This window comes from Pararhizobium sp. LjRoot235, assembly GCF_964254145.1.
In the GTDB taxonomy this organism is placed as follows: Bacteria; Pseudomonadota; Alphaproteobacteria; order Rhizobiales; family Rhizobiaceae; genus Pararhizobium.
Map to the genome: position 1 here is coordinate 466,683 of NZ_CAXUSP020000001.1, position 21,328 is coordinate 488,010.

The 21,328-nt window shown below is 61.7% G+C and carries 18 protein-coding genes and 2 pseudogenes; 12 read left to right on the top strand and 8 right to left on the bottom strand.

What is annotated here, in order from left to right:
* The first annotated feature begins 78 nt into the window (after positions 1-78).
* From ACSQ2Z_RS02235 to ACSQ2Z_RS02255, 5 genes are all read left to right on the top strand, one after another.
* Positions 79-1,146, top strand: a complete 1,068-nt coding sequence (locus tag ACSQ2Z_RS02235) for an ABC transporter substrate-binding protein (RefSeq protein ID WP_436079713.1) — start codon at positions 79-81, stop codon at positions 1,144-1,146.
* A gap of 260 nt (positions 1,147-1,406) precedes the next feature.
* Positions 1,407-2,351, top strand: a complete 945-nt coding sequence (locus ACSQ2Z_RS02240; RefSeq protein ID WP_436079714.1) for a Bug family tripartite tricarboxylate transporter substrate binding protein — start codon at positions 1,407-1,409, stop codon at positions 2,349-2,351.
* The gene (locus ACSQ2Z_RS02245) at positions 2,348-2,839 is read left to right on the top strand and encodes a tripartite tricarboxylate transporter TctB family protein (protein ID WP_436079715.1); all 492 of its coding nucleotides are present in this window, start codon (positions 2,348-2,350) and stop codon (positions 2,837-2,839) included. Before ACSQ2Z_RS02240 ends, ACSQ2Z_RS02245 begins: the two co-directional genes overlap by 4 nt.
* A gap of 10 nt (positions 2,840-2,849) precedes the next feature.
* Positions 2,850-4,367: a tripartite tricarboxylate transporter permease gene (locus ACSQ2Z_RS02250; protein WP_436079716.1), complete on the top strand. Its 1,518-nt coding sequence runs from the start codon at positions 2,850-2,852 to the stop codon at positions 4,365-4,367.
* Between the two features lie 172 nt (positions 4,368-4,539).
* Positions 4,540-4,707, top strand: a complete 168-nt coding sequence (locus ACSQ2Z_RS02255; protein WP_436079717.1) for a hypothetical protein — start codon at positions 4,540-4,542, stop codon at positions 4,705-4,707.
* Positions 4,708-4,830: 123 nt separating this feature from the next.
* Here ACSQ2Z_RS02255 and ACSQ2Z_RS02260 read toward each other — a convergent pair whose 3' ends face one another.
* From ACSQ2Z_RS02260 to ACSQ2Z_RS02270, 3 genes are all read right to left on the bottom strand, one after another.
* Entirely contained in the window at positions 4,831-5,904 is a 1,074-nt protein-coding gene (locus ACSQ2Z_RS02260) for a DUF475 domain-containing protein (RefSeq protein WP_436079718.1), read from the bottom strand.
* Between the two features lie 238 nt (positions 5,905-6,142).
* Positions 6,143-6,472 carry a hypothetical protein gene (locus tag ACSQ2Z_RS02265; protein WP_436079719.1) on the bottom strand — a complete coding sequence of 110 codons (330 nt, stop codon included), beginning with the start codon at positions 6,470-6,472 and terminating at the stop codon, positions 6,143-6,145.
* Complete coding sequence (locus ACSQ2Z_RS02270; RefSeq protein WP_436079720.1) at positions 6,462-8,771, bottom strand: FdhF/YdeP family oxidoreductase; 2,310 nt, start codon at positions 8,769-8,771, stop codon at positions 6,462-6,464. The genes ACSQ2Z_RS02265 and ACSQ2Z_RS02270 overlap by 11 nt, the downstream gene beginning before the upstream one ends.
* A gap of 231 nt (positions 8,772-9,002) precedes the next feature.
* Here ACSQ2Z_RS02270 and ACSQ2Z_RS02275 point away from each other — a divergent pair, with 231 nt between their 5' ends.
* Positions 9,003-9,992, top strand: coding sequence for a DMT family transporter (locus tag ACSQ2Z_RS02275; RefSeq protein WP_436079721.1), 990 nt, complete (start codon positions 9,003-9,005; stop codon positions 9,990-9,992).
* Here the strand turns inward: ACSQ2Z_RS02275 and ACSQ2Z_RS02280 are convergent.
* Genes ACSQ2Z_RS02280 through ACSQ2Z_RS02295 form a run of 4 tightly spaced genes read right to left on the bottom strand, consistent with a single transcriptional unit; the run spans position 9,982 to position 15,288 of the window.
* Complete coding sequence (locus ACSQ2Z_RS02280; RefSeq protein WP_436079722.1) at positions 9,982-11,583, bottom strand: ABC transporter ATP-binding protein; 1,602 nt, start codon at positions 11,581-11,583, stop codon at positions 9,982-9,984. The genes ACSQ2Z_RS02275 and ACSQ2Z_RS02280 overlap by 11 nt on opposite strands.
* A gap of 1 nt (position 11,584) precedes the next feature.
* A complete protein-coding gene (locus tag ACSQ2Z_RS02285; protein ID WP_436079723.1) occupies positions 11,585-12,715 on the bottom strand; it encodes an ABC transporter permease in 1,131 nt (376 codons plus the stop codon).
* Positions 12,708-13,631: an oligopeptide ABC transporter permease OppB gene (oppB, locus tag ACSQ2Z_RS02290; protein WP_436079724.1), complete on the bottom strand. Its 924-nt coding sequence runs from the start codon at positions 13,629-13,631 to the stop codon at positions 12,708-12,710. Before oppB ends, ACSQ2Z_RS02285 begins: the two co-directional genes overlap by 8 nt.
* Before the next feature lie 58 nt (positions 13,632-13,689).
* A complete protein-coding gene (locus ACSQ2Z_RS02295; RefSeq protein WP_436079725.1) occupies positions 13,690-15,288 on the bottom strand; it encodes a peptide ABC transporter substrate-binding protein in 1,599 nt (532 codons plus the stop codon).
* A 652-nt stretch (positions 15,289-15,940) separates the two neighbouring features.
* On the opposite strand from ACSQ2Z_RS02295, the gene fba reads away from it, so the two are divergent.
* Both fba and ACSQ2Z_RS02305 read left to right on the top strand, forming a co-directional pair.
* Entirely contained in the window at positions 15,941-16,987 is a 1,047-nt protein-coding gene (gene fba, locus ACSQ2Z_RS02300) for a class II fructose-bisphosphate aldolase (RefSeq protein WP_436079726.1), read from the top strand.
* A gap of 192 nt (positions 16,988-17,179) precedes the next feature.
* Positions 17,180-18,019 (top strand): fumarylacetoacetate hydrolase family protein, encoded by an 840-nt coding sequence (locus ACSQ2Z_RS02305; protein ID WP_436079727.1) that lies wholly within the window; start codon positions 17,180-17,182, stop codon positions 18,017-18,019.
* Positions 18,020-18,083: 64 nt separating this feature from the next.
* Here the strand turns inward: ACSQ2Z_RS02305 and ACSQ2Z_RS02310 are convergent.
* Positions 18,084-18,362 (bottom strand): annotated as a pseudogene (locus tag ACSQ2Z_RS02310) (UTRA domain-containing protein); the annotation flags it as partial.
* A gap of 1 nt (position 18,363) precedes the next feature.
* Between ACSQ2Z_RS02310 and ACSQ2Z_RS02315 the strand changes: the two are divergent.
* The 4 genes and pseudogenes from ACSQ2Z_RS02315 to phnN form a co-directional block, all read left to right on the top strand.
* A pseudogene (locus ACSQ2Z_RS02315) lies at positions 18,364-18,768 on the top strand (PhnE/PtxC family ABC transporter permease); the annotation flags it as partial.
* A 118-nt stretch (positions 18,769-18,886) separates the two neighbouring features.
* On the top strand, positions 18,887-19,594 hold the full coding sequence (locus ACSQ2Z_RS02320) for a DUF1045 domain-containing protein (protein ID WP_436079728.1): 708 nt from the start codon (positions 18,887-18,889) through the stop codon (positions 19,592-19,594).
* A gap of 1 nt (position 19,595) precedes the next feature.
* Complete coding sequence (locus tag ACSQ2Z_RS02325; protein ID WP_436079729.1) at positions 19,596-20,735, top strand: alpha-D-ribose 1-methylphosphonate 5-triphosphate diphosphatase; 1,140 nt, start codon at positions 19,596-19,598, stop codon at positions 20,733-20,735.
* Positions 20,735-21,325, top strand: coding sequence for a phosphonate metabolism protein/1,5-bisphosphokinase (PRPP-forming) PhnN (gene phnN / locus ACSQ2Z_RS02330; protein ID WP_436079730.1), 591 nt, complete (start codon positions 20,735-20,737; stop codon positions 21,323-21,325). The genes ACSQ2Z_RS02325 and phnN overlap by 1 nt, the downstream gene beginning before the upstream one ends.
* Positions 21,326-21,328: the final 3 nt, after the last annotated feature.

Below are 21,328 nucleotides of genomic sequence, written 5' to 3' on the forward strand. Positions count from 1 at the left end.
ATCCGCAGTCTCCCTGACGGCACTCTAGCGGCCGTCCTTGCGCTTGTGAACGGGGCGCGGCTGCGGCAATATTATTTTATGCGTTTCCTCCTGTGTCTCAGTTTTCTCTGCGGATTTTCCCTGGCTGCCGCCGCCGAGCCGGTCGTGTTTCCGGCGCTCTCGGGCAATCCGGATGCCTCGACCGTCGTCGTCTATTCCTCGCTCGACGAACCTCTGGCGCGGCCGATGATCGTCGGTTTTCAGAAGGCCAATCCGGATGTGGCGGTGCGCTACGAGGATATGCTGACCGGCGAGATCTACGACCGGATCGTCAAGGAGACCGATGCGGGCGAAAAGACCGCGGACCTCGCCTTCTCCTCGGCGATGGACCTGCAGGTCAAACTCAGCAATGACGGCTATGCCCAGCGCAGCGACCTGCCGATGAGTGCCCGCTGGCCGGACTGGGCCAATTGGCGCAACACCGCTTACGCGCTGACTTTCGAGCCGGCGGTCTTCGTCTATCACAAGCCGAGTTTCACCAGGGAGAAGCCGCCCTCGACACGGGCCGAGTTCGTTGACTATCTGAAACGTCACGGCAGCGCTGTTTATGGAAAGATCGGCACCTACGATATCGAGCGGTCCGGCGTCGGTTTCCTGTTCATGGCGCGCGATCAGGAGCAGTTCGGCGATATCTGGTCGGTGATCCAGACAATGGGGGCCGCGGGCGTCAAACTTTATTCCACCAGTTCGGCCATTCTCGAGCGGGTGTCCGACGGCCGCTTCGTGCTCGGCTACAATATCCTCGGTTCCTATGCGGCCGACTGGGCCTCGCGCCACCCGGATGTCGGCATTGTCCTGCCGCGCGATTATACCGTCGTCATGTCGCGCATCGGCCTGGTGCCGCAGGCGGCCGCCTCGCCGGATCTCGGGCGGCGCTATCTGGAATTCTTCATGTCAAAGGAAGGTCAGACGATCATGGCGCGGGAATTGCAGATACCCGCCGTCAGCCCGGATGTCGCAGGCGCCAACACCGCCAATACGATGCGGGAGATGCTGGGAGGGCAGTTGCGGCCGGTTCCGGTCAGTCCCGGGCTGATGGTTTATCTCGATCAGGTTAAGCGGGCGCGGCTGATCGCCCGCTGGAACGAAGTTTTGCGGCTCCAGTAGACGAAGCTGCAAAATTAGCGGAGATTATTCAGGCAAGGTTCCGCTCGATGTCAGGTAGATGACAGCTTCCTGTGGTGCCTTGCAGTTCTTCATCATCCGTGGAGGCGGATGATCGAGGCGTATGGGAGGAAATTCACCAGACCCGGCGTCGTTTAGCCCAAAAAGCGAACGCGCGCCCGATCCAGAGTGAGCCAAGCCCCCGTCCGCAAAGATGAACACTGCGCGCCAGATCAAAGAGCGCGCCTGACGGAGGACTAATCTTGAAACAGTTTTTTCTGGCATCCATTCTCGCCGGCGCTCTCGCGCTTCCCGCTTTTGCGGCTGACTACACCATCATCGCACCGGCAAACCCCGGCGGTGGCTGGGACCAGACCGCACGCTCGATCCAGACCGTGATGCAGCAGGAAGGCATTTCCGGCAACGTTCAGGTGCAGAACGTGCCGGGCGCCGGCGGTACCATCGGCCTCGCACAATTCGCCAGCCAATCGAAGGGCAATCCGAACGCCCTGATCGTCGGCGGCTACGTCATGGTCGGCGCCATCCTCACCAACAAGTCGCCGGTAACGCTGAATGATGTCACCCCGATTGCACGCCTGACCGGCGAATACGAGGCGATCGTCGTTCCGGCGGATTCGCCCTTGAAGACGTTCGGCGATCTGGTTGAAGCGCTGAAGAAGGATCCGGGCGCGGTTTCCTGGGGCGGTGGCTCGGCAGGCGGCGTTGATCATATCGCAGTTGGCCTCATCGCCAAGGCTGCGGGTGTCGATCCGACCAAGATCAACTACATCGCGTTTTCCGGCGGCGGCGAAGCGCTGGCCGCCATCCTGGGCAGCCAGGTGACCGCCGGCATTTCCGGCTATGGCGAATTTGAATCGCAGGTGAAGTCCGGCACGCTTCGTCTTCTCGCTGTTTCGAGCGCCGAGCGCATTGCCGGCGTCGACGCGCCGACCATCAAGGAAAGCGGTCTCGACGTCGTGGTGCAGAACTGGCGCATGATTGCCGCGGCTCCTGGCCTTTCCGACGAGCAGAAGGCTGCCGTTTCGACCGACATCGAGAAGCTGGTCAAGTCCGCGAGCTGGCAGGAAACGCTGAAGACCAAGGGTTGGCAGGATACCTACCTCGCCGGTGACGCCTTCAAGGAGCAGCTCGCCAAGGAAATTTCGGCGACCGAAACCGTCCTCAAGGACATTGGTCTGGTAAAATGAGCAAGGGTCACACCCCTTCGACGGAGACACGCCGCCCTGACAGGGCGGCGCTTGTCATCGCCGTCTTTCTCGCGGCCCTCGGCGGCCTGATCTTCTGGGATGCGTCGCGGCTGGCGAGCGCTACCGGCTATTCCGGCATCGGCCCCGCCACCATCCCGTTCGTGATCGCCGCCAGCTTGCTGATCCTGGCGGTCTGGACCGTCTTTGAAGCTCTGCGCGGCGATTTCCCAGTGCGCGATCGCCAGCAAGTCGGTCCGGTCGTCTGGATCGTTGGCGGCCTTGCCTTGCAGATGCTGCTTCTGAAAACGGCGGGGTTCTCGATCGCCACCGGCGTGCTCTTTGCCGCAACGGCAGCAGCCTTCGGCAAACGCAAGCTGTGGATGACGATCCCGATCGGCATTCTCATCTGTCTTGGCATCTGGCTGATCTTTGCCGGGCTGTTGCAACTGTCGCTGCCCGCCGGTCCGCTTGAACATCTGTTTTGGTAGGGGCCCTGACATGAACACATTCGATTTCCTGTTGCAGGGTGTGCTCGTCGCCGCCCAACCGATGAACCTCCTCTATGCGCTGATCGGCGTGACGCTCGGCACCGCCGTCGGGGTTCTACCCGGCATCGGTCCGGCGCTCACCGTGGCGCTGCTCCTGCCCGTGACCTACAAGCTCGATCCCGGCGGCTCGCTGATCATGTTCGCCGGCATCTATTACGGCGGCATGTACGGCGGCTCGACGACTTCCATTCTCCTCAACACACCGGGCGAAAGTGCATCGATCGTCACCGCGCTCGAAGGCAACAAGATGGCCCGGGCCGGACGCGGCGGCCCGGCGCTGGCGACGGCCGCGATCGGCTCGTTCGTCGCGGGCCTGATCGCGACCATCGCGCTCGCTTTCATTGCGCCCTTCGTCGTCAAGCTGGCGCTGGTTTTCGGACCGCGCGAATATTTCGCGCTGATGGTCCTTGCCTTCGTCACGGTGTCTTCGGCCTTCGGCGATTCGACGCTGCGCGGGCTGACCTCGCTGTTCATCGGTTTTGCGCTCGCTATCATCGGCATCGACCAGCTGACCGGCCAGACGCGCATGAGCTTCGGCGTTCCCGACCTGCTCGACGGGATCGAGGTGACGACGCTGGCAGTCGCGATGTTCGCCATCGGCGAATCGCTCTATATCGCCGCACAAGGCGATCTCGGTCCGGACAAGGTCGAGGCAGTCAAGGGATCGGTCTGGATGAACAGGCAGGATTGGGCGCGCTCCTGGAAGGCGTGGCTGCGCGGAACGGCGATCGGTTTTCCGATCGGCGCAATGCCGGCGGGCGGCGCTGAAATCGGCACGTTCCTCTCCTACGCCGCCGAGAAACGGTTGACCAGGTATCCGGAAGAATTCGGCAACGGCGCCATCGAAGGTGTCGCCGGTCCGGAAGCGGCCAACAACGCCTCGGCTGCTGGGACGTTGGTACCGCTTCTGACGCTCGGCCTGCCGACCACGGCGACTGCGGCAATCATGCTTGCCGGCTTCCAGCAATACGGGCTGCAGCCCGGCCCGCTCTTGTTTGCGACCAATCCGCAGCTGGTCTGGGGCCTGATCGCCAGCCTGCTGATCGCCAACTTTATGCTCCTGGTGCTGAACCTGCCGCTGGTCGGCCTCTGGGTGAAGCTTCTGACAATCCCGAAGCCGTGGCTCTACGCGGGCATTCTCACATTCGCGACGCTCGGTACGATCGGCGCCAATCCCTCGGTGTTCGAACTCGGCATGCTGCTCGCCTTCGGCCTGCTCGGTTATGTCATGCGCATCTTCGGCTATCCGATCGCACCGGTGGTCGTCGGCCTCATTCTGGGGCCGCTGGCGGAACAACAGCTCCGGCGGGCGCTGTCGATCAGCCAGGGCGATGTCACGGTGCTGTTCACTTCGCCGGTCGCCGCCGTTCTCCTGGTGATTGCTGCGGCAGCCCTGATCATCCCGCTGATCCTGCGGGCCCGGGGGCGCGGCGAGGTTCTCGCCCAGCTTGCTGCAAGCGAAGATTGACGTTCCTCCCAAGATCGTCACAGGGAAAGGCCCGGTTAGCTGATGTTAACCGGGCCTTTTCTATTTGCATGGCTGGGATGAATTCCTGTGCATTGTAAAGCGATGCCCAAAGGATCATCTTCCACTCATCGAATGAAACACGATCAACCAGATCAGAAAGTGAGTAAAAGAGATGTCCGCCCTTCGTAAACCTGCCCGAGGCTTCTTCGGTAATGCCTTCGCCATCTTTGGCGCGGCCACGGCCGCAGCCGCGGCTGTTGAAGGCCATCGCCGTCCGCTGGACCGCGACCTCTATACTCTCGGTATCGATCCGAAGAACTTCAACTCCGTCAAGCGCTAATTGCGGACCCGGCGTGCTCATGTAGCGCGCCACAGGTTCGCTGGTTGAAATGGTCTATCCTTGTAAAAACCCGCCAATCCCTTGGGATTGGCGGGTTTTTTTAGCTTGCGTTTTGGCGAAGCCCTATGCTTCGGCTTGTAAGTGTTCGGTCCGTTCACGCCTGTTGTGCCGGATCGATGACCAGAGCGAGACCCCGATCAGGGCCGCGCCACCGAGACCGGTAATCACTTCCGGGATATGCACCAGCGTCTGGCAATACATGATCACCGACAAGATCAGGATGGCGTAGAAGGCGCCATGCTCAAGGTAGCGATATTCGGCAAGCGTGCCCTTTTCCACCAGCATGATCGTCATCGAGCGCACATACATGGCGCCGATGCCAAGGCCGATGGCGATGACGAAGAGGTTCTGCGTCAAGGCGAAGGCGCCGATCACGCCATCGAAGGAAAAGCTGGCGTCCAGCACTTCGAGGTAGATGAAAGCCCCGAGACCACCCTTCGCTGCAGCGCTCATGGTCTGCTGCGACGCGTCGAGCAACCCGCCGATCACCTCGACCGCGAGGAAGGTTAGGAGGCCGTAGATCGAGCAATAGACGAATGTCGTGGCTTCCTCGCCGTGAAGAAAGGAGGAGAACACCAGGATCAACAAGAGCACGAAGGCGATTTCGACGCCCTTGATCGTGGCGAAGCGCGACATGCCGCGCTCCACTGTCTTGATCCAGTGAACGTCCTTCTCATGGTCGAAGAAGAATTTCAGGCCGACCATCATCAGGAAGGTTCCGCCGAATGCGGCGATCGGCAGATGCGCCTCGTTCATGATGCGGGCGTATTCTTCGGGGCGCGAGGCGGCGAGCACCAGGGCGTCGATCGGCCCGATGTTCGCGGCGATCACGACGATCAGCAGCGGGAAGACGATGCGCATACCGAACACGGCAATGACGATGCCCCAGGTCAGGAACCGGTTTTGCCAGACCGGCGTCATTTCCTTCAATTTGTTGGCGTTGACGATGGCGTTGTCGAAGGAGAGGGAGATTTCCAGCACGGCAAGCACCGTACAGATAAAGAAGACGGTGGCCATACCGCCGAGAGTACCGGTCGTGGTCCAGCCGAGCCAGGCGCCGAGCGCCAGACCGGCGGCCGTCGTGATGAAGGCCCATTTGAAATAGCCGAGCGCCGAGGTTTGCGAGGCAGGCTTCATGGCCGCACCTCCGATCCGTCAAAGCTCGGGGTAAGGGTTGGATAAAGGGAGAAATCCCGCATGCCACGATCGGCATGCGAAGAACGCATGAGTTGGTTTGTCATGTGCTAAGAGTCCGCCGGCTTATTTGCGGGTTGATACCGACATCACGAGAGCGCCGTAGATTCTCGCCAGAGGGGCCCGGTATCAGGTTGGCTCCGCAGGCGTGTTAAACTGCCCTGCACTACGGAGATGGCTCTTACTTAGCAACGATATGGCCAAGGTCAAGGACGCCGGCCATGAATGTGTTGCCTTTTACGGTAAGTTTGAGGTGCGTTCTCTGCGTGCGGGCGTCGCGACGGACGATTTCGATCGGAGCCTCCGGTCTGCAAAGCAGATTGATCTCCCTCAGGACGAGCGCGTGGGCGATGCCGAACAGCCTGGCAAAGGTGCGGCTGTCATCGACGATCGCTTCGGAAATGGCAGCGATGATACCCGCGCCCAGCGGCGAAAGCGTCGCGTCCTGCCTGCGGATTGCCTCGATGAGGGCAAGGAAATCGTCTTCCGGCGGGCTGGTATCAGGCAGCATTCGTAGCATTGGCTTTGGTGCGGAAGGATACCAGCACGGATTTTGACGTCGGCGTATCGCTCTCCTCCCCGGCGCTCGACAAGGGCACAAGCACGTTGAGTTCCGGATAGTAGCCGGCGACGCAGCCGCGCGGGATATCATAGGGCACGAAGCGGAAATCGTTGGCGATGCGGGAAACGCCATCGTCGTGGCGGCCGATCACGTCGGCGCGGTCGCCGGCCCGGGCGCCGAGATCGGCGAGGTCGGCCGGGTTGATGAAGACGACGTTGCGCTCGCCGTAGACGCCGCGATAACGGTCGTCCATTCCGTAGATCGTCGTGTTGTACTGATCATGCGAACGGAAGGTCTGCAGCACGAAGACGCCGTCCTGGTCGCGGGCGACCTGATGGTCGACGGCATCGGGAAGCGGGCCAGCCCAGAATGCGGCGCGACCTTCCGGTGTTTCCCACTCGCGATTGGCGGCGGCGTTGCGCAGATGGAAGCCGCGCGGCTTGCGGACGCGCTCGTTATAGTTTTCAAAGCCGGGAATGACCTTGGCGATATGGTCGCGGATCAGGTCGTAGTCATCGGCGAGCGCTGCCCAATCGACCTTTGCCGAACCGACGGTCGCGGCAGCGATACCGGCGATGATCGCCACTTCGGAGCGCAGGTCGGGTGATGCCGGCCTGTTGATGCCGCCGGAGCCATGCACCATGCTCATCGAATCCTCGACGGTGACGATCTGGCTTACGCCCTTCGAATTGCGGTCGATCTCGGTGCGGCCGAGACAGGGCAGAATAAAGCTCACCTCGCCCGGCATCAGATGCGAGTGGTTGAGTTTGGTGGCGATGTTGACGGTCAGCTTCTGCGAGGCCAGCGCCTTTTCGATGATCGGGCTGTCCGGCGTCGCGCGCGCGAAATTGCCGCCGAGCCCGATGAACGCCTTTGCCGAACCATCGAGCATCGCGCCGATGGCGGCAAGCACGTTGTGGCCTTCGTGGCGCGGCGCGTCGAAATCGAATTCCTGCTCCAAAGCGTCGAGAAACTCCACCGGCGGCTTCTCGTTGATGCCAACGGTACGATCGCCCTGGACGTTGGAATGGCCGCGGACAGGGCAGAGACCGGCGCCCGGCTTGCCGATATTGCCGCGCAGCATCATGAAACTGGCAATCTCGCGGATGGTGATCACCGAATGCCGGTGTTGGGTGACGCCCATCGCCCAAGTGCAGATCACCCGCTCGGCACTGAGGTAGATTGCCGCCGCCCGCTCGATTTCGGCCTGCGTCAAGCCGGACTGATCCTCGATCGCTTCCCACGTGGTCGCGTCAACGGCGGCGCGATAGGCATCGAAATCCGCCGTGTGCCGGCTGATGAAATCAAGATCCAGAACAGAGGGCTCGGCCGCCGCAAGTGCTGCGTCCTCCGCCGCGAAAACCGCCTTGGCCATGCCGCGCACCGCTGCCATGTCGCCGCCAAGGCGCGGCTGGAAATAGTCGCTGGCGATTTCACTCGAGCCGCCACGCAGCATTTCCAGCTTGTCCTGCGGGTCGGCGAAACGCTCGAGGCCGCGTTCGCGCAGCGGATTGAAGACGACGATCTTTGCCCCGCGCTTGGCCGCACGACGAAGATCGCCGAGCATGCGCGGATGGTTGGTACCGGGATTCTGGCCGATGACGAAGATGGCGTCGGCCTTTTCGAAATCTTCGAGCAGCACCGTGCCCTTGCTGGCACCGACCGCCTGCTTCATCGCGATGCCGCTCGCCTCATGGCACATGTTGGAGCAATCGGGAAAATTGTTGGTGCCGTAGAGCCGGACGAAGAGCTGATAGAGGAAGGCGGCCTCGTTGGAGGCCCGGCCGGAGGTGTAGAACTCGGCCCGGTCCGGCGTGTCGAAGCTATTGAGGATCGCACCGATCTCGGTAAAGGCGGCGTCCCAGCCAATGCGGACATAGGTATCCGTGGCGCGGTCGTAGCGCATCGGATGGGTGAGGCGGCCCTCTTGTTCCAGCGCGTAGTCGCTCCAGGATTTCAGGTCGGAGACGGTGTGCGCGGCAAAGAAGTCCGGCGGCGTGCGCTTGTCGGTCGCTTCCCAGGCAACGGCCTTGACGCCGTTCTCGCAGAATTCGAAAGAGGAGCCATGCTCCGGATCGCCCCAGGCGCAGCCGGGGCAGTCGAAGCCATCCGGCTGATTGGCCTTCAACAGGGTGCGTGCGCCCGAAAGCGGGGAGCCGCTTTCCAGAAGCCGCTTGCCGCAACTTTTCAGCGCGCCCCAGCCGCCAGCTGCACTGGAGCGTTTGCCGATAAAGTCCGTCTTGCTCATGAACGCAGCGATCCTGGGCGTGGCCGATAGGAGAAACAGGGTCAAAAAATCGATTTTCACAGCTTTTGATCGAATTTCGGTTTTCTTTCAATGGCCCGCTTCGCATGCCGCGATAGAAAATCTCTATCATGCTGCAGTGCAAAATCAAGGAGGTAGCTGTGTTGCAGGCGACAGGCATTCCGTTTCTTCATTGACTCATCCGCTTTCAGGGATGGATTGACGAGCGGGAATATGCGAGTGGCGGGCATCTTTCCTGGGATCGATGCCATGACTGCCGTAGCAGCCCCCGTTGCCCTTACTTCGAACGCCGCCCGTACCGGCGTCCTCTTCATGCTGCTTGGCATGCTGATGTTCTCGCTCAACGACACAATGGGGAAATGGCTCGTCTCGACCTATTCCGTCAGCCAGCTGATGACGATCCGCAGCCTCGCGGCATTGGTAGTGCTTATTCCGTTCTTCATCAAACGAGGGTGGCGCAGCCTGCTGATTGTCGATCGCCCGTGGTTGCAGGGGCTGCGATCGCTTCTGTTTGCGGTCGATGCATCGGCCTTCTATTTTGCCGTCGCCTATATGCCGCTTGCCGACGCGATGACCTATTGGCTGGCGGCGCCGATCTATGTCGCTGCTGCCTCGCCGTTTCTTCTCGGTGAGCATGTGGGCTGGCGGCGGTGGACGGCAATTCTGATCGGCTTCGCCGGTGTCGTCATCGCGCTTGAACCCTCGAGCGAAAGCTTTTCGTTGCCGGCGCTGATCGCGCTCGCGGGCAGCACAGCCTATGCCGTGGCGTTGCTTCTCGGGCGAACCCTGCGGGCGACGCCAGACACGACGCTGATCTTCTGGCAGTTAAGCGGCGCGCTGATCTTTTCTTTGGCCGGTGTCGGCGTCAATCCGGCGGGCTGGGCACCGGTGGATATGCAGGGCTTGGCGTGCCTCAGCCTTCTTGGCATTGTCGCTATGCTCGCCCACATCCTCGTCACCCGCTCGCTGAAACTGGCGGATGCGGCAACCGTCGTGCCGCTGCAATATACGCTGCTTTTCTGGGCGGTGGTATTCGGCTGGATCTTCTTCGGCGATACGCCGCGGCCACCCGTGATCCTCGGCTCCGCCCTGATTGTTGCGTCCGGTCTCTTCATCTTCTTCCGCGAACAGCAGCTGAAACGACGGCAATCGCGGCAGCCAGGTCCGCCTATTGAAGTCGGGAGCAGGGAGGTCACGCCGTAAAAGCCGCGTGCATCAGGGTCTGTGTATAGCTCTCGCGCGGCGCTTCGAAGATCGCATCGGTATCGCCTTCCTCGACGATCCTGCCGTTCTTCATCACCACGACATAATCCGACATCGCCTTGATCACTGAGAGATCGTGGCTGATGAAGATGTAGGAGAGGCCATTCGCCGCCTGCAGCGCGCGCAGGAGTTCGATGACTTGGCCTTGGACGGAGCGGTCGAGCGCCGAGGTCGGTTCGTCGAGAATGACGACTTTCGGCTTGAGGATGATGGCGCGGGCGATGGCGATGCGCTGTCGCTGGCCGCCGGAGAATTCGTGGGGATAGCGGTTGCGGGCGGCCGGGTCGAGGCCAACCTCCCTCAGTGCCTCGATCGCCCGCTTGTCACGCTCTGCGCGGCTGAGCTGGGGCTCGTGGACGTACAACCCCTCGGTGACGATTTCGCCGACGGTCTGGCGCGGCGAAAGTGACCCGTAAGGGTCCTGAAACACCAGTTGCAGTTGCCGGCGCAGCGGACGCATGGCGCCGCGGCTGAAATCGGAGATGTTCATCGAGCCGAACTGGTAGCGCCCGCTGCTTGGGATCAGCCGCAGCAGCGCGCGACCGAGCGTCGATTTGCCGGAGCCGGATTCGCCGACGATGCCGATGGTCTGGCCCTCTCTCAGCCGGATGCTGACGCCATCGACGGCACGAAACACGCCGGCGGAGCCGCCGAACAGGCCGCCGCCGGTGGCATAGTCGACCACAATATTCGCACCTTCGAGAACGGTCGGCGCGTTGTTCGCGGGCGGCGCCTTGCGGCCGCGCGGTTCGGCGGCAAGCAACATCCTGGTATAGTCCGCCCGTGGCCGCTCAAAGATGTCGGCAGTGGTTCCCGTCTCGACCACCTCACCGCGGCGCATGACGGCAACGCGACGGGCGAAATGGCGGACGATGCCGAGATCGTGGGTGATGAGCACGACGGCCATGCCGAACTTGACCTGCAGCAAACGCAGGAGTTCGAGGATCTGCGCCTGGATGGTGACGTCGAGCGCCGTCGTCGGCTCGTCAGCAATCAGGATGTCCGGATCATTGGCAAGCGCCATGGCGATCATCACGCGCTGGCGCTGGCCGCCGGACATTTCATGCGGATAGCTGTCTATCCGTCGCGCCGGGTCGGGAATGCCGACCAGTTCCAGCAGTTCGAGCACGCGGACACGCGCCTGTTTGAACGTGCCGCCGCGGTGATGGACGATCGGCTCGGCAATCTGCCGACCGATCGTGTAGAGCGGATCGAGCGAGGTCATCGGCTCCTGGAAGATCATGGTGATCTTTTCGCCGCGCACATTGTTCAGCGCCTTCAGTGGAAGGCCAATGAGTTCCTGGCCGCGATATTTCGCCGAGCCGGAGGCCGCGCCGTTTCCTGCAAGCAGACCCATGATGCCCATCATCGTCTGGCTCTTGCCGGAGCCGGATTCGCCCACCACGGCTAGCATTTCGCCGGCCCTGACGTCGAGATCGATGCCCTTGACCGCCTCTACCGTTCCATCCGGGGTCGAGAACGAGACCTTGAGATTGCGGACAGCGAGGATTGTTTCCCGTGAATCAGTCATGTCAGCGGTCCTTCGGGTCGAGCGCATCGCGCAGGCCGTCGCCAGCGAAGTTCAGCGAGAAAAGGGTGAGGACGAAGAAGATCGCCGGGAAGATCAGAAGCCACGGCGCCGACTGGATGTTGTTGGCGCCTTCGGCGATCAGCGCCCCCCAGCTCGTCAGCGGCGCCTGCACGCCGAGGCCGAGGAAGGAGAGGAAGCTCTCCAGCAGAATGACTTTCGGCACGACGACGGTGACGAAGACGACGACCGGCCCGATGGTGTTCGGGATGATGTGGCGGCGGATGATCTGCCAGTCGGTCAAGCCCAGCGCCTGCGCCGCGCCGATGAATTCGCGCCGCTTCAAGGCCAGCGTCTGGCCACGCACGATGCGGGCCATATCCAGCCATTCCACCGCGCCGATGACGAAGAAGATTAGGATGAACGAGCGCCCGAAGAAGACAACGAGCACGACGACGAGGAAGACGAAGGGCAGCGAATAGAGGATTTCGACGAAGCGCATCATGACGTTGTCGATGCGGCCGCCTATATAGCCGGATGTCGCGCCATAGAGCACGCCGATGCTCAGCGACACGAGGCTGGCGAGCAGGCCGACGGCGATCGAGATCTGGCCGCCAAGCATGACGCGGGCCATCAGGTCGCGGCCGTTCGAATCCGTGCCGAACAGGAAATACTCGCGCGCGACGCTGCCGGTGACCTTCAGCGTCTTCCCATCATTCTCTGTCGCCACCACTTCGGTGCCGTCGAATTCGTTGGCGCGGTCGAAATAGCGTGTGGTGCGGGGATCGATCGTTGTGTCGGAGGTCACGGTTGCCGTGAAGGTCTGGCCCTCAACGGCGAATTCCTTCAGGTCGACGCGCGCCCGTCCGGCAACGCCTTCCATTACTTCCTGCAGGCTCGACGCATCCGGCCGCGGTTCGAAGCTCGGCGGGATCGAGACATAGGACGGAAACACCTGGTCGTAACTGTGGCTGATGAAATAGGGGCCGAGGAAGGAAAAGAGCGCAATCAGGGCCAGCATGACGCAGCCGGCCATGGCGGCGCGGTTGCGGCGGAAGCGCAGGGCTGCGAGCTGGAACAGGCTTCGGCTGGCAGTTTCGGGCGGCAAGGCCGGGGTGGTGACAATATCAGTCATGGCGAACCCTCGGATCGAGAAGGCCGTAGAGAATGTCGACCACAAGATTGAAGAGGATGACGAAGATGGCGATCAGCACCACAGTTCCCATCACCAGCGTATAGTCGCGGTTGATCGCGCCGAGCACGAAATAGCGGCCGACGCCGGGAATGGTGAAGATCGTCTCGACGACGGCCGAGCCGGTGAGCAGTGCTGCGGCGGCGGGCGCAAGATAGGAAATGACCGGCAGCATGGCAGCGCGCATCGCATGGGTGACGACGACGACACGGGTCGGTAGGCCATAGGCGCGGGCGGTACGGATATGGTCGGTGTGCAGCGCCTCGATCATCGAGCCGCGCGTCAGCCGGGCAAAGACCGCCAGCTGCGGCAGGGCGAGTGCAATCATCGGCAGGATGAGGAAGCGCAGCGAGCCGTCGCCCCAGCTACCGGCCGGGAGCCAGGCGAGCGTGATGGCGAAGACAAGCGTCAGCACCGGGCCGACGACGAAGTTCGGCACGGTGACGCCGACGGTCGAGACCGACATGACCAGGAAATCGAGGAAACTGTTTTGCCGAAGCGCGGCAATCGTGCCGGCAAGTACGCCGCCGACCAGCGCCAGGAGCAGCGCATAGAAGCCGAGTTCCATCGAATAGGGCAGGCCCTTGCCGATCAGTTCGGCGACCGTGTTGTCCTTGTAGATGTAGCTCGGCCCGAAGTCGCCGGTGACGGCATTGCTGATATAGGTGAGGTACTGGTTCCAGAGCGGCTGATCGAGATGGTAGGTCGCCATCAGGTTCGCCATGGTTTGTGGCGGCAGCGGACGCTCGAGATTGAAGGGGCCGCCGGGGGCGAACCGCATCAGGAAGAAGGAAATCGTGACGACGATAAACAGGGTCGGCACGGCGCTCGCGAGGCGGCGCAGGACAAAGGAGATCATGGTTTGCTCTCTGACCGTGACGTGCGGCGGGGCGAAACCGCCGCACGTCAAAAATCCGTTACTCGGAAACGCTCAGGAAGCGGCTGAGATGCGCGTTGACGGCGTTATCCTGCCAACCCTTCACCTTGTCGGACACCAGCCAAAGGTCTGCCTGGGTCAGGAACGGCGCGATTGGCTGTTCCTTCATCAGAAGCGCCTCGGCTTCATGCAGGATCTTCGAGCGGGCCGTCGGATCAGCCTCCTCGTAGGACTTCTTCATCAGCGCGTCAAACTCGGGGTTCTCGAAGTGACCGTAGTTGAAGGTTTTGTTCGAGGAGAGGCTGAGCGCCAGGAAGTTTTCGGCGTCGGCATAGTCGGCGACCCAACCGGCGCGGGCGACGTTGAACTTGCCGCCTTCCTGCAGGTAGGCGTAGTGCGAAGAGACGTCGAGATTGACCAGCGACACCTTGGCGCCGAACGTGTTCTTCCACATGTCGGCGACGGCGGTCGCAACACGTTCATGGTTCGGGTTGGTGTTGTAGCGGATCTCGATGTTGAGCGGCTTGCCGCCTTCGCCGTAGCCGGCTTCCTTCATCAGCTTGACCGCTTCATCTTCGCGGTCGAGTTGCGACATCTCGGAGAAGTCGGCCTTTGCCGGATCGCCGTAGCTCGCCATGCCCGGCGGCACCATGGAGTAGGACGGCAGCTGCGAGCCCGAGTAGATTTCCTTGGCGAGAAAGTCGCGATCGACGGACATCGAGAGCGCCCGGCGCACGCGCACGTCGCTATAGGGCTCCTGGCGAGTATCGAAGGCGTAGTAGTAGGTTGCAAGCGTCGGCGAGACATGGACCTGCTCGCCATAGGACTTGCGCAGGCGGTCCAATTGGTCGGCCGAGAAGTTGTAGGCAAGATCCATTTCCTTCGCCTCGAAGCGGCGAACGGAGGCGGCCTGGTCGTCGATCGGGTAGAAGATTACCTTGTCGATCTTGACGTTTGCAGCATCCCAATATTCCGGGTTCTTTTCGGTGGTCAGGCTGTCGTTCGGCGTGTGGGCGACGAGCTTGTAGGCGCCGTTCGAGACCATGATGCCAGGCTTGACGAAATCGGCGCCATTCTTTTCGACGCTTGCCTTGGAGACCGGCAGGGCGGTCTGGTGGGCGAGCAGTTCGAGGAAGAAGGGTGTCGGGCGTTCCAGGGTGATTTCAAGCGTCTTTTCGTCGATCGCCTTTACGCCGAGCTGATCGACGGGCAATTCACCCTTGTTGACCTTTTCGGCGTTCTTGATCGGGAAAAGGATGTTGGCGTAACCAGCCGCGGTCTTCGGATCCTCGGTGCGCTGAAGCGAGAAGACGAAGTCGGCGGCGGTGACCGGAGAACCGTCCGACCACCTGGCGTCGGCGCGCAGCTTGAAGGTGTAGACGATACCGTCGTCGGAGAGATCCCAGGTTTCGGCAGCACCCGGCGTGACCTTGCCGGCCGCATCATAGATTGTCAGGCCTTCGTAGAGGTCTTTCAGGATGAACTCTTCGATATTGATTGAGGTATGGGCCTGATCGAGTGTCTGCGGCTCGCCGGCATTGCCGCGATGCAGGACGGTTTCGGCGAGCAGAGGGCTGGCGCCGACGAGAAACGATCCAAGCAGGACCGCTGTGCGGAGGTTGATTTTTGCCAATGTCATTTTGTTTTCCTTCCCCTCTTTTTAGGTTGTGGAACAGCGAGAGAATGCCAATTTTTTCCCAAAGGCAAGGCCGATTGGCGTGGTTCAAACGCCGCGATGTCGCTGACGACATGTATCTATAGCGCGGCGGTTGCATTTCAATCGCGGCATTTTTTGAGGGATCTGCGCCAGCTGGAATTGATCGGTTTCTCCCTGCAGTCGACCGTGGCGAAATAATGGCAATTATTTCCGGCAGTTTACGTAATATGCATGCTTGATTTGCCTGGCTGCGGAAGCAAACCTGCCAGTCAGGGACGTCTTCGGTTCCTTTCCCTTTGGCGCTGCAGGCTGGGGAAAATCCGGTGCTGGGCAATGAAATTACAATCTATGATTGATTTTACCAGTCGGAAAAAAAATACGGGACAGTTAGTCCACGGTGGCCGACCTGTAACGTTTCCGCAGCAGGAAGGACCTCATTTTCCGTTTCGGCGGTAGTTGCCAAACCCGGATCATCAATTATGGTGCGGGTAAATCCGCCCCACAGTCGCCTGGAGGCCTGGTCGCGATACCAGTTGGCGTTTGTGGCGGGTGCTTTTGCTCAAGTGGAGAATATGGGGCGTCATATGTCAAATCGATCGGCAGTGACGGCGCCAGGACAACGGGAGACTTCTGAATGGCATTGATCACCCTGCGGCAACTACTGGACCACGCCGCTGAAAACAATTACGCGCTACCCGCCTTCAACGTAAACAATCTGGAATACATCCAGGCCGTGATGCGCGCCGCCGATGCCACGGATTCACCCGTCATCCTGCAGGCAAGCCGCGGCGCTCGCGCCTATGCCGGCGACGCTTTCCTGCGGCATCTGATCCTTGGCGCTGCGGAAGAATATCCGCATGTCCCCGTCTGTCTTCATCTCGATCACGGCGACCAGCCCTCGACCTGCATTTCGGCGATCACCAACGGCTTCACGTCGGTAATGATGGACGGATCGCTGCTGGCCGACGGCAAGACGATCGCCAGCTATGACTACAATGTCGGCGTCACGGCGGAAGTTGTGAAGATCGCCCATGCGGCCGGCGTTTCGGTTGAAGGCGAACTGGGTTGCCTCGGCAATCTGGAAACGGGCGCCGGCGAAAAGGAAGACGGCCACGGCTTCGAAGGCACACTGTCGCGCGAGGAACTGCTGACGGATCCGGAACAGGCGTTCGATTTCGTCGAAAAGACCGGCGTCGATGCATTGGCGGTTGCGATCGGCACCAGCCACGGCGCCTACAAGTTCACCCGCGCGCCGGACGGCGAAATCCTGTCGATCGAGACAATCGCCAAGATCAACAAGCGGCTGCCGAACACCCACATGGTCATGCATGGCTCCTCCACCGTGCCGCAGGACCTGCAGGATCTCTTCAACGAATTCGGCGGCAAGATGAAGCAGACCTGGGGCGTGCCGGTGGCCGAGATCCAGAAGGCCATTCCGCTCGGCGTCCGCAAGGTCAATATCGACACCGATCTTCGCCTCGCCTTTACCGGCGAGATCCGCAAGCACCACCTCCAGCACCCCGACAATTTCGACCCGCGCAATTATCTGAAACCGGCGACCGCCCGCATGGTCGAGGTCTGCAAGGAGCGGTTCATCGCCTTCAACGCTGCCGGCCAGGCGTCGAAAATTCGCGTGAAGCGCCTCCCAGACATGGCAAAAGCCTATTCCAAGGCGGCCTGAGGACGCATTGTGGCGGGACCAGAGCCCGCCACAACCTCTTTCAGCGGCCTGCAAACGGGCTCTGCCGGCGAGAGCACCCAAAGATTTACCTGTCACGCCGAAACCCTCGAACCAGCAAAAGCGCTTTACAACGCTGCCCGCCTTTGATTTGTCAGGCGGCACGACAGTCTGTGTTTCAAGGGAAGAGAAAACATGAAACTTCTGCGGTATGGGCCCCTGGGGTCGGAAAAGCCGGGCGTTCTCGACAAGAAAGGCCAGATCAGAGACCTGAGCGGCGTCATTGCCGATGTCGGCGGCGCCGCGATCAGTGATATGGGTTGGGCCAAGGGGCTCGATATCGACAACCTGCCGGTCGTCGGCGGTAACCCGCGCCTTGGCGCCTGCGTTGTGGGAACCGGCAAGTTCATCTGCATCGGGCTGAACTATGCCGACCACGCTGCTGAAACCGGTGCGACGGTGCCGCCGGAACCGGTGATCTTCATGAAGGCGACATCGGCCATCGTCGGTCCGAACGACGACGTCATCATTCCGCACGGATCGGAAGCGACCGACTGGGAGGTCGAACTCGGCGTGGTGATCGGCAAGAAAGCCAAGTACGTATCGGAAGCGGATGCGTTGGAGCATGTGGCCGGCTATTGCGTCATCAATGACGTCTCCGAGCGCGATTTCCAGACCAAGCGCTCCGGACAGTGGACCAAGGGCAAGTCGTGCGACACGTTCGGCCCGACCGGCCCCTGGCTCGTGACGCGCGACGAAGTTGCCGATCCGCAGAAGCTGAAGATGTGGCTTACCGTCAACGGCGTCACCAAGCAGGACGGCTCGTCGAAGACCATGGTTTATGGCGTTGCCAACGTCGTCAGCTATTTGAGCCAGTTCATGACGCTGCACCCGGGCGACATCATTTCGACCGGCACGCCCCCCGGCGTCGGTATGGGCTTCAAGCCACCGCAGTATCTGAAGGCCGGCGATGTCGTCGAACTCGGCATCGAGGGGTTGGGAACACAAAAGCAGACCTTCATCGCCGACGTTTGATCGCTGCAATCGACTGGAATTGAGGAAGGGCGCGTGCCAACACATCGCGCCCTTTTTCGTGGCCTCACGTTTCGATCTTCAGCTTGACATGGTCGGCAGCAAAGCGCGTGCGGGCGAACTGCACTGGGACGCCATCCGGATCGGCGTTGATCGCGGTCGCCTCGATGACGATGGCGCCAGGCGAAAGGCGCGGCAGCGCCAGTTCGTCGGCATCGGCGTGGCGGGCGACAAGCTCCGTCGAGACGCGCACGTAGTCCGGCAGGCCTTCGGCGGCAAAGGCCTTGGTGATCGAGCCCAGTTTTTTGACTTTCTCTGCCATGCGCGGGAAGCGATCCGAGGGAAAGCCGGGACCGCTCGCCGGCATGTCGGCGATCTTCTTCACCGATACCGGCACGCTCGGAAAGCTTTATTCGGAAGCGCTGGAGAACATCGATGACAAGCAGCGCGAGGGCGTGAAGTCCGTAGGTGCCGCGCCGCTTGCCGTGCAGCGGTTTGGCGTCCTGCCGCAGGTTCTGCCGGTCTTTGCCAGCCAGGCGCTCTATTTCTGGGAATCGAATACGCGATCAGCGACGATCATCGGTGCGGTCGGTGCCGGTGGTATCGGCCTCAAACTCTGGGAAGCGATGCGGACGAATTCCGACTGGGAAAACGTCTGTTACATGGTTATCCTGATTCTCGTCGTCGTTTTCATTTTCGACAGCGTCTCCAATCTTCTGCGCTCGCGTCTGATGGGTCAGAAGGCACATTGAAAAAACGTGCCGGTTCATCGCCGGCCATCACGATAATGTCACGAAAAGCAGGTAGCGACGGCGTCTCATCGGCCCGTCCGATCGACGCTCCCGTGACATCCTCGATAGGGAATGGACCGTGCGCTACGCATTCTACTTGACACCCGATGAGGACCACCCGCTGACGATTGCAGCGGCGAACTGGCTGGGCGGCAATCCGTTCACCGGCGAAACCACACGACTTGAAGCCATCGGCGATTTCGATGCCGCCGAACTGAGGGCCCTGACCGCCGATCCGCGCCGTTACGGTTTTCACGGCACGCTGAAGGCGCCGTTCCCGCTTGCTGCGGCGAAAAACGAAGTGCAACTGCTCGCCGCCTTCGATGGTTTTGCCGAGGAATGTGCCTCCTTCGAGATACCGGAAATCGCGCTCACGCAGCTCGGACCGTTTTTCGCTTTGGTGCCGGCGGCGGATTGTCCGGAACTGCAGGCGCTTGCCGACGAGACAGTGCGGCGTTTTGAGCCCTTCCGGGCGCCACTCGCGGCTGCGGATTTTTCGCGTCGCAGGCCGGATTCGCTGAGCGACGTCCACCGCGGCAATCTGCTCTCCTGGGGTTACCCTTATGTGTTCGAGAGCTTGCAGTTCCACATGACGTTGACCGGCCCTGTGCCGGCGGAGCGGCAGGCCGCGATGAAAGCCCTGCTGGAGCAGATCTTCGCGGAGTTCATCGGCAAGCCGCTCGCCGTCACCTCGCTGGCGCTGTTTACCGAACATGCGCGCGGCGCGCCTTTCACCGTTCACTCGCTTTTGCCGCTTGGCGGCACGTCCAAACGAAAGATGGCATGACATGACCGCTGAAACCGTTCTCTCCAATGCCCGCATCGTCCTCGAGGACCAGATACTCACCGGCTCGGTGCTGATCCGCGACGGCGAGATCGCCGATATCTCCGAAGGCGCCGGCCGCATGGGCGAGGATTTCGAAGGCGATTACCTGATCCCCGGTCTGGTCGAATTGCACACCGATCATCTGGAAGCGCATTACTCGCCGCGCCCTGGCGTTCGCTGGCTGAAGATGGCGGCGATCCAGGCGCATGACGCGCAGGTCGTCACGTCGGGCATCACCACGGTTTTCGACTGCCTGCGCATGGGCTCCGACGAGGATGGCGGCTTCGAGCAGGGCGAGATGCGCGACATGGCCGACGCGCTGGCGCAAGCCGCCCGTGAAAATCGCCTACGCGCCGAGCACCGCATCCACCTGCGCTGCGAGGTCTCGACCGACAACGTGCTTGCCCATTTCCAGGAGTTCGAGAACGATCCGCAGGTCGGCCTCGTTTCGCTGATGGACCATGCGCCGGGCCAGCGCCAGTTCCAGACGATGGATCAGTACACGCTCTACTACAAGAACAAGCGCGGCATGACGGACGAGGCCTTCGCCGAATTCTGTGCCCGCCAGCAGGCGCTTTCCGCCAGATACGCCGCGCCACATCGCACCGAGATCGCCAGGGCCTGCGCCGAGCGTGGCATCACGATTGCCAGCCACGACGACGCGACCATCGCCCATGTGGAGGAATCGGTCGGGTTCGGTATCCGTCTTGCGGAATTTCCGACAAGCTTCGAAGCGGCGGAGGCCTCGCACGCGGCTGGCCTCAGCGTATTGATGGGGGCACCGAACATCGTGCGCGGCAAGTCGCACTCGGGCAATATCGCGGCGCGCGATCTCGCCCGGCGCGGTGTGCTCGACGTCTTGTCGTCGGACTACGTGCCGTTCAGCCTCATCCACGCGCCCTTCGTGCTCTCGGACGAGGTCGAAAGCATCAGCCTGCCGCAGGCGCTCGCCATGGTGACCGCGACGCCAGCCCGCACGGTTGGCCTTGACGATCGCGGCCGCATCGCCACCGGCCTGCGCGCCGATATCGTCCGGGTCCAGCGCCAGGAGGGTATCCCGGTTGTCCGGTCCGTCTGGCGCGAAGGCCGGCGGGTCGCCTGATGGACGGCTTTCCAACCAACCGGGCCGGGGCGATGATCGTCGTGGTAGGCCCAAGCGGTGCCGGCAAGGACAGTGTCATCGGTTTTGTCGCACAGCACTCCGTCGGCCACGCCGAGATCGATTTCGTTCGCCGGGTGATCACGCGTCCTTCGGATGCCGGCGGCGAGGATCACGAGAGCGTTTCCGACAGCGACTTCGACGCCCGGCTGGCAGCGGGCGATTTCGCCGTTGCCTGGCAGGCGCACGGGCTGCAATACGGCATTCCACGGGAGGCGCTCGACCGCGTGCGGGGCGGGCGCATCGTCATCGCCAATGGCAGCCGCGGTGCACTCGCCCGGTTCCGTCAGGTTTTCCCGAAGGTCGTGGTCGTCAATATCACCGCGTCGCCGGAAGCGCTTGCTCAGCGCCTCGTTGCTCGCGGGCGGGAGAGCGAAGCAGACATCCTGAAACGTCTGCAGCGGCAGACACCGGATATCCTCGACGACGCCGATGTTACGACGATCGACAACAGTGGGCCGCTCGATATCGCCGGATCCCGCCTTGTCGCCCTCGTTGCCGAGCTACAGGGAACCGTGCTGCCCGCCGGTTAGACG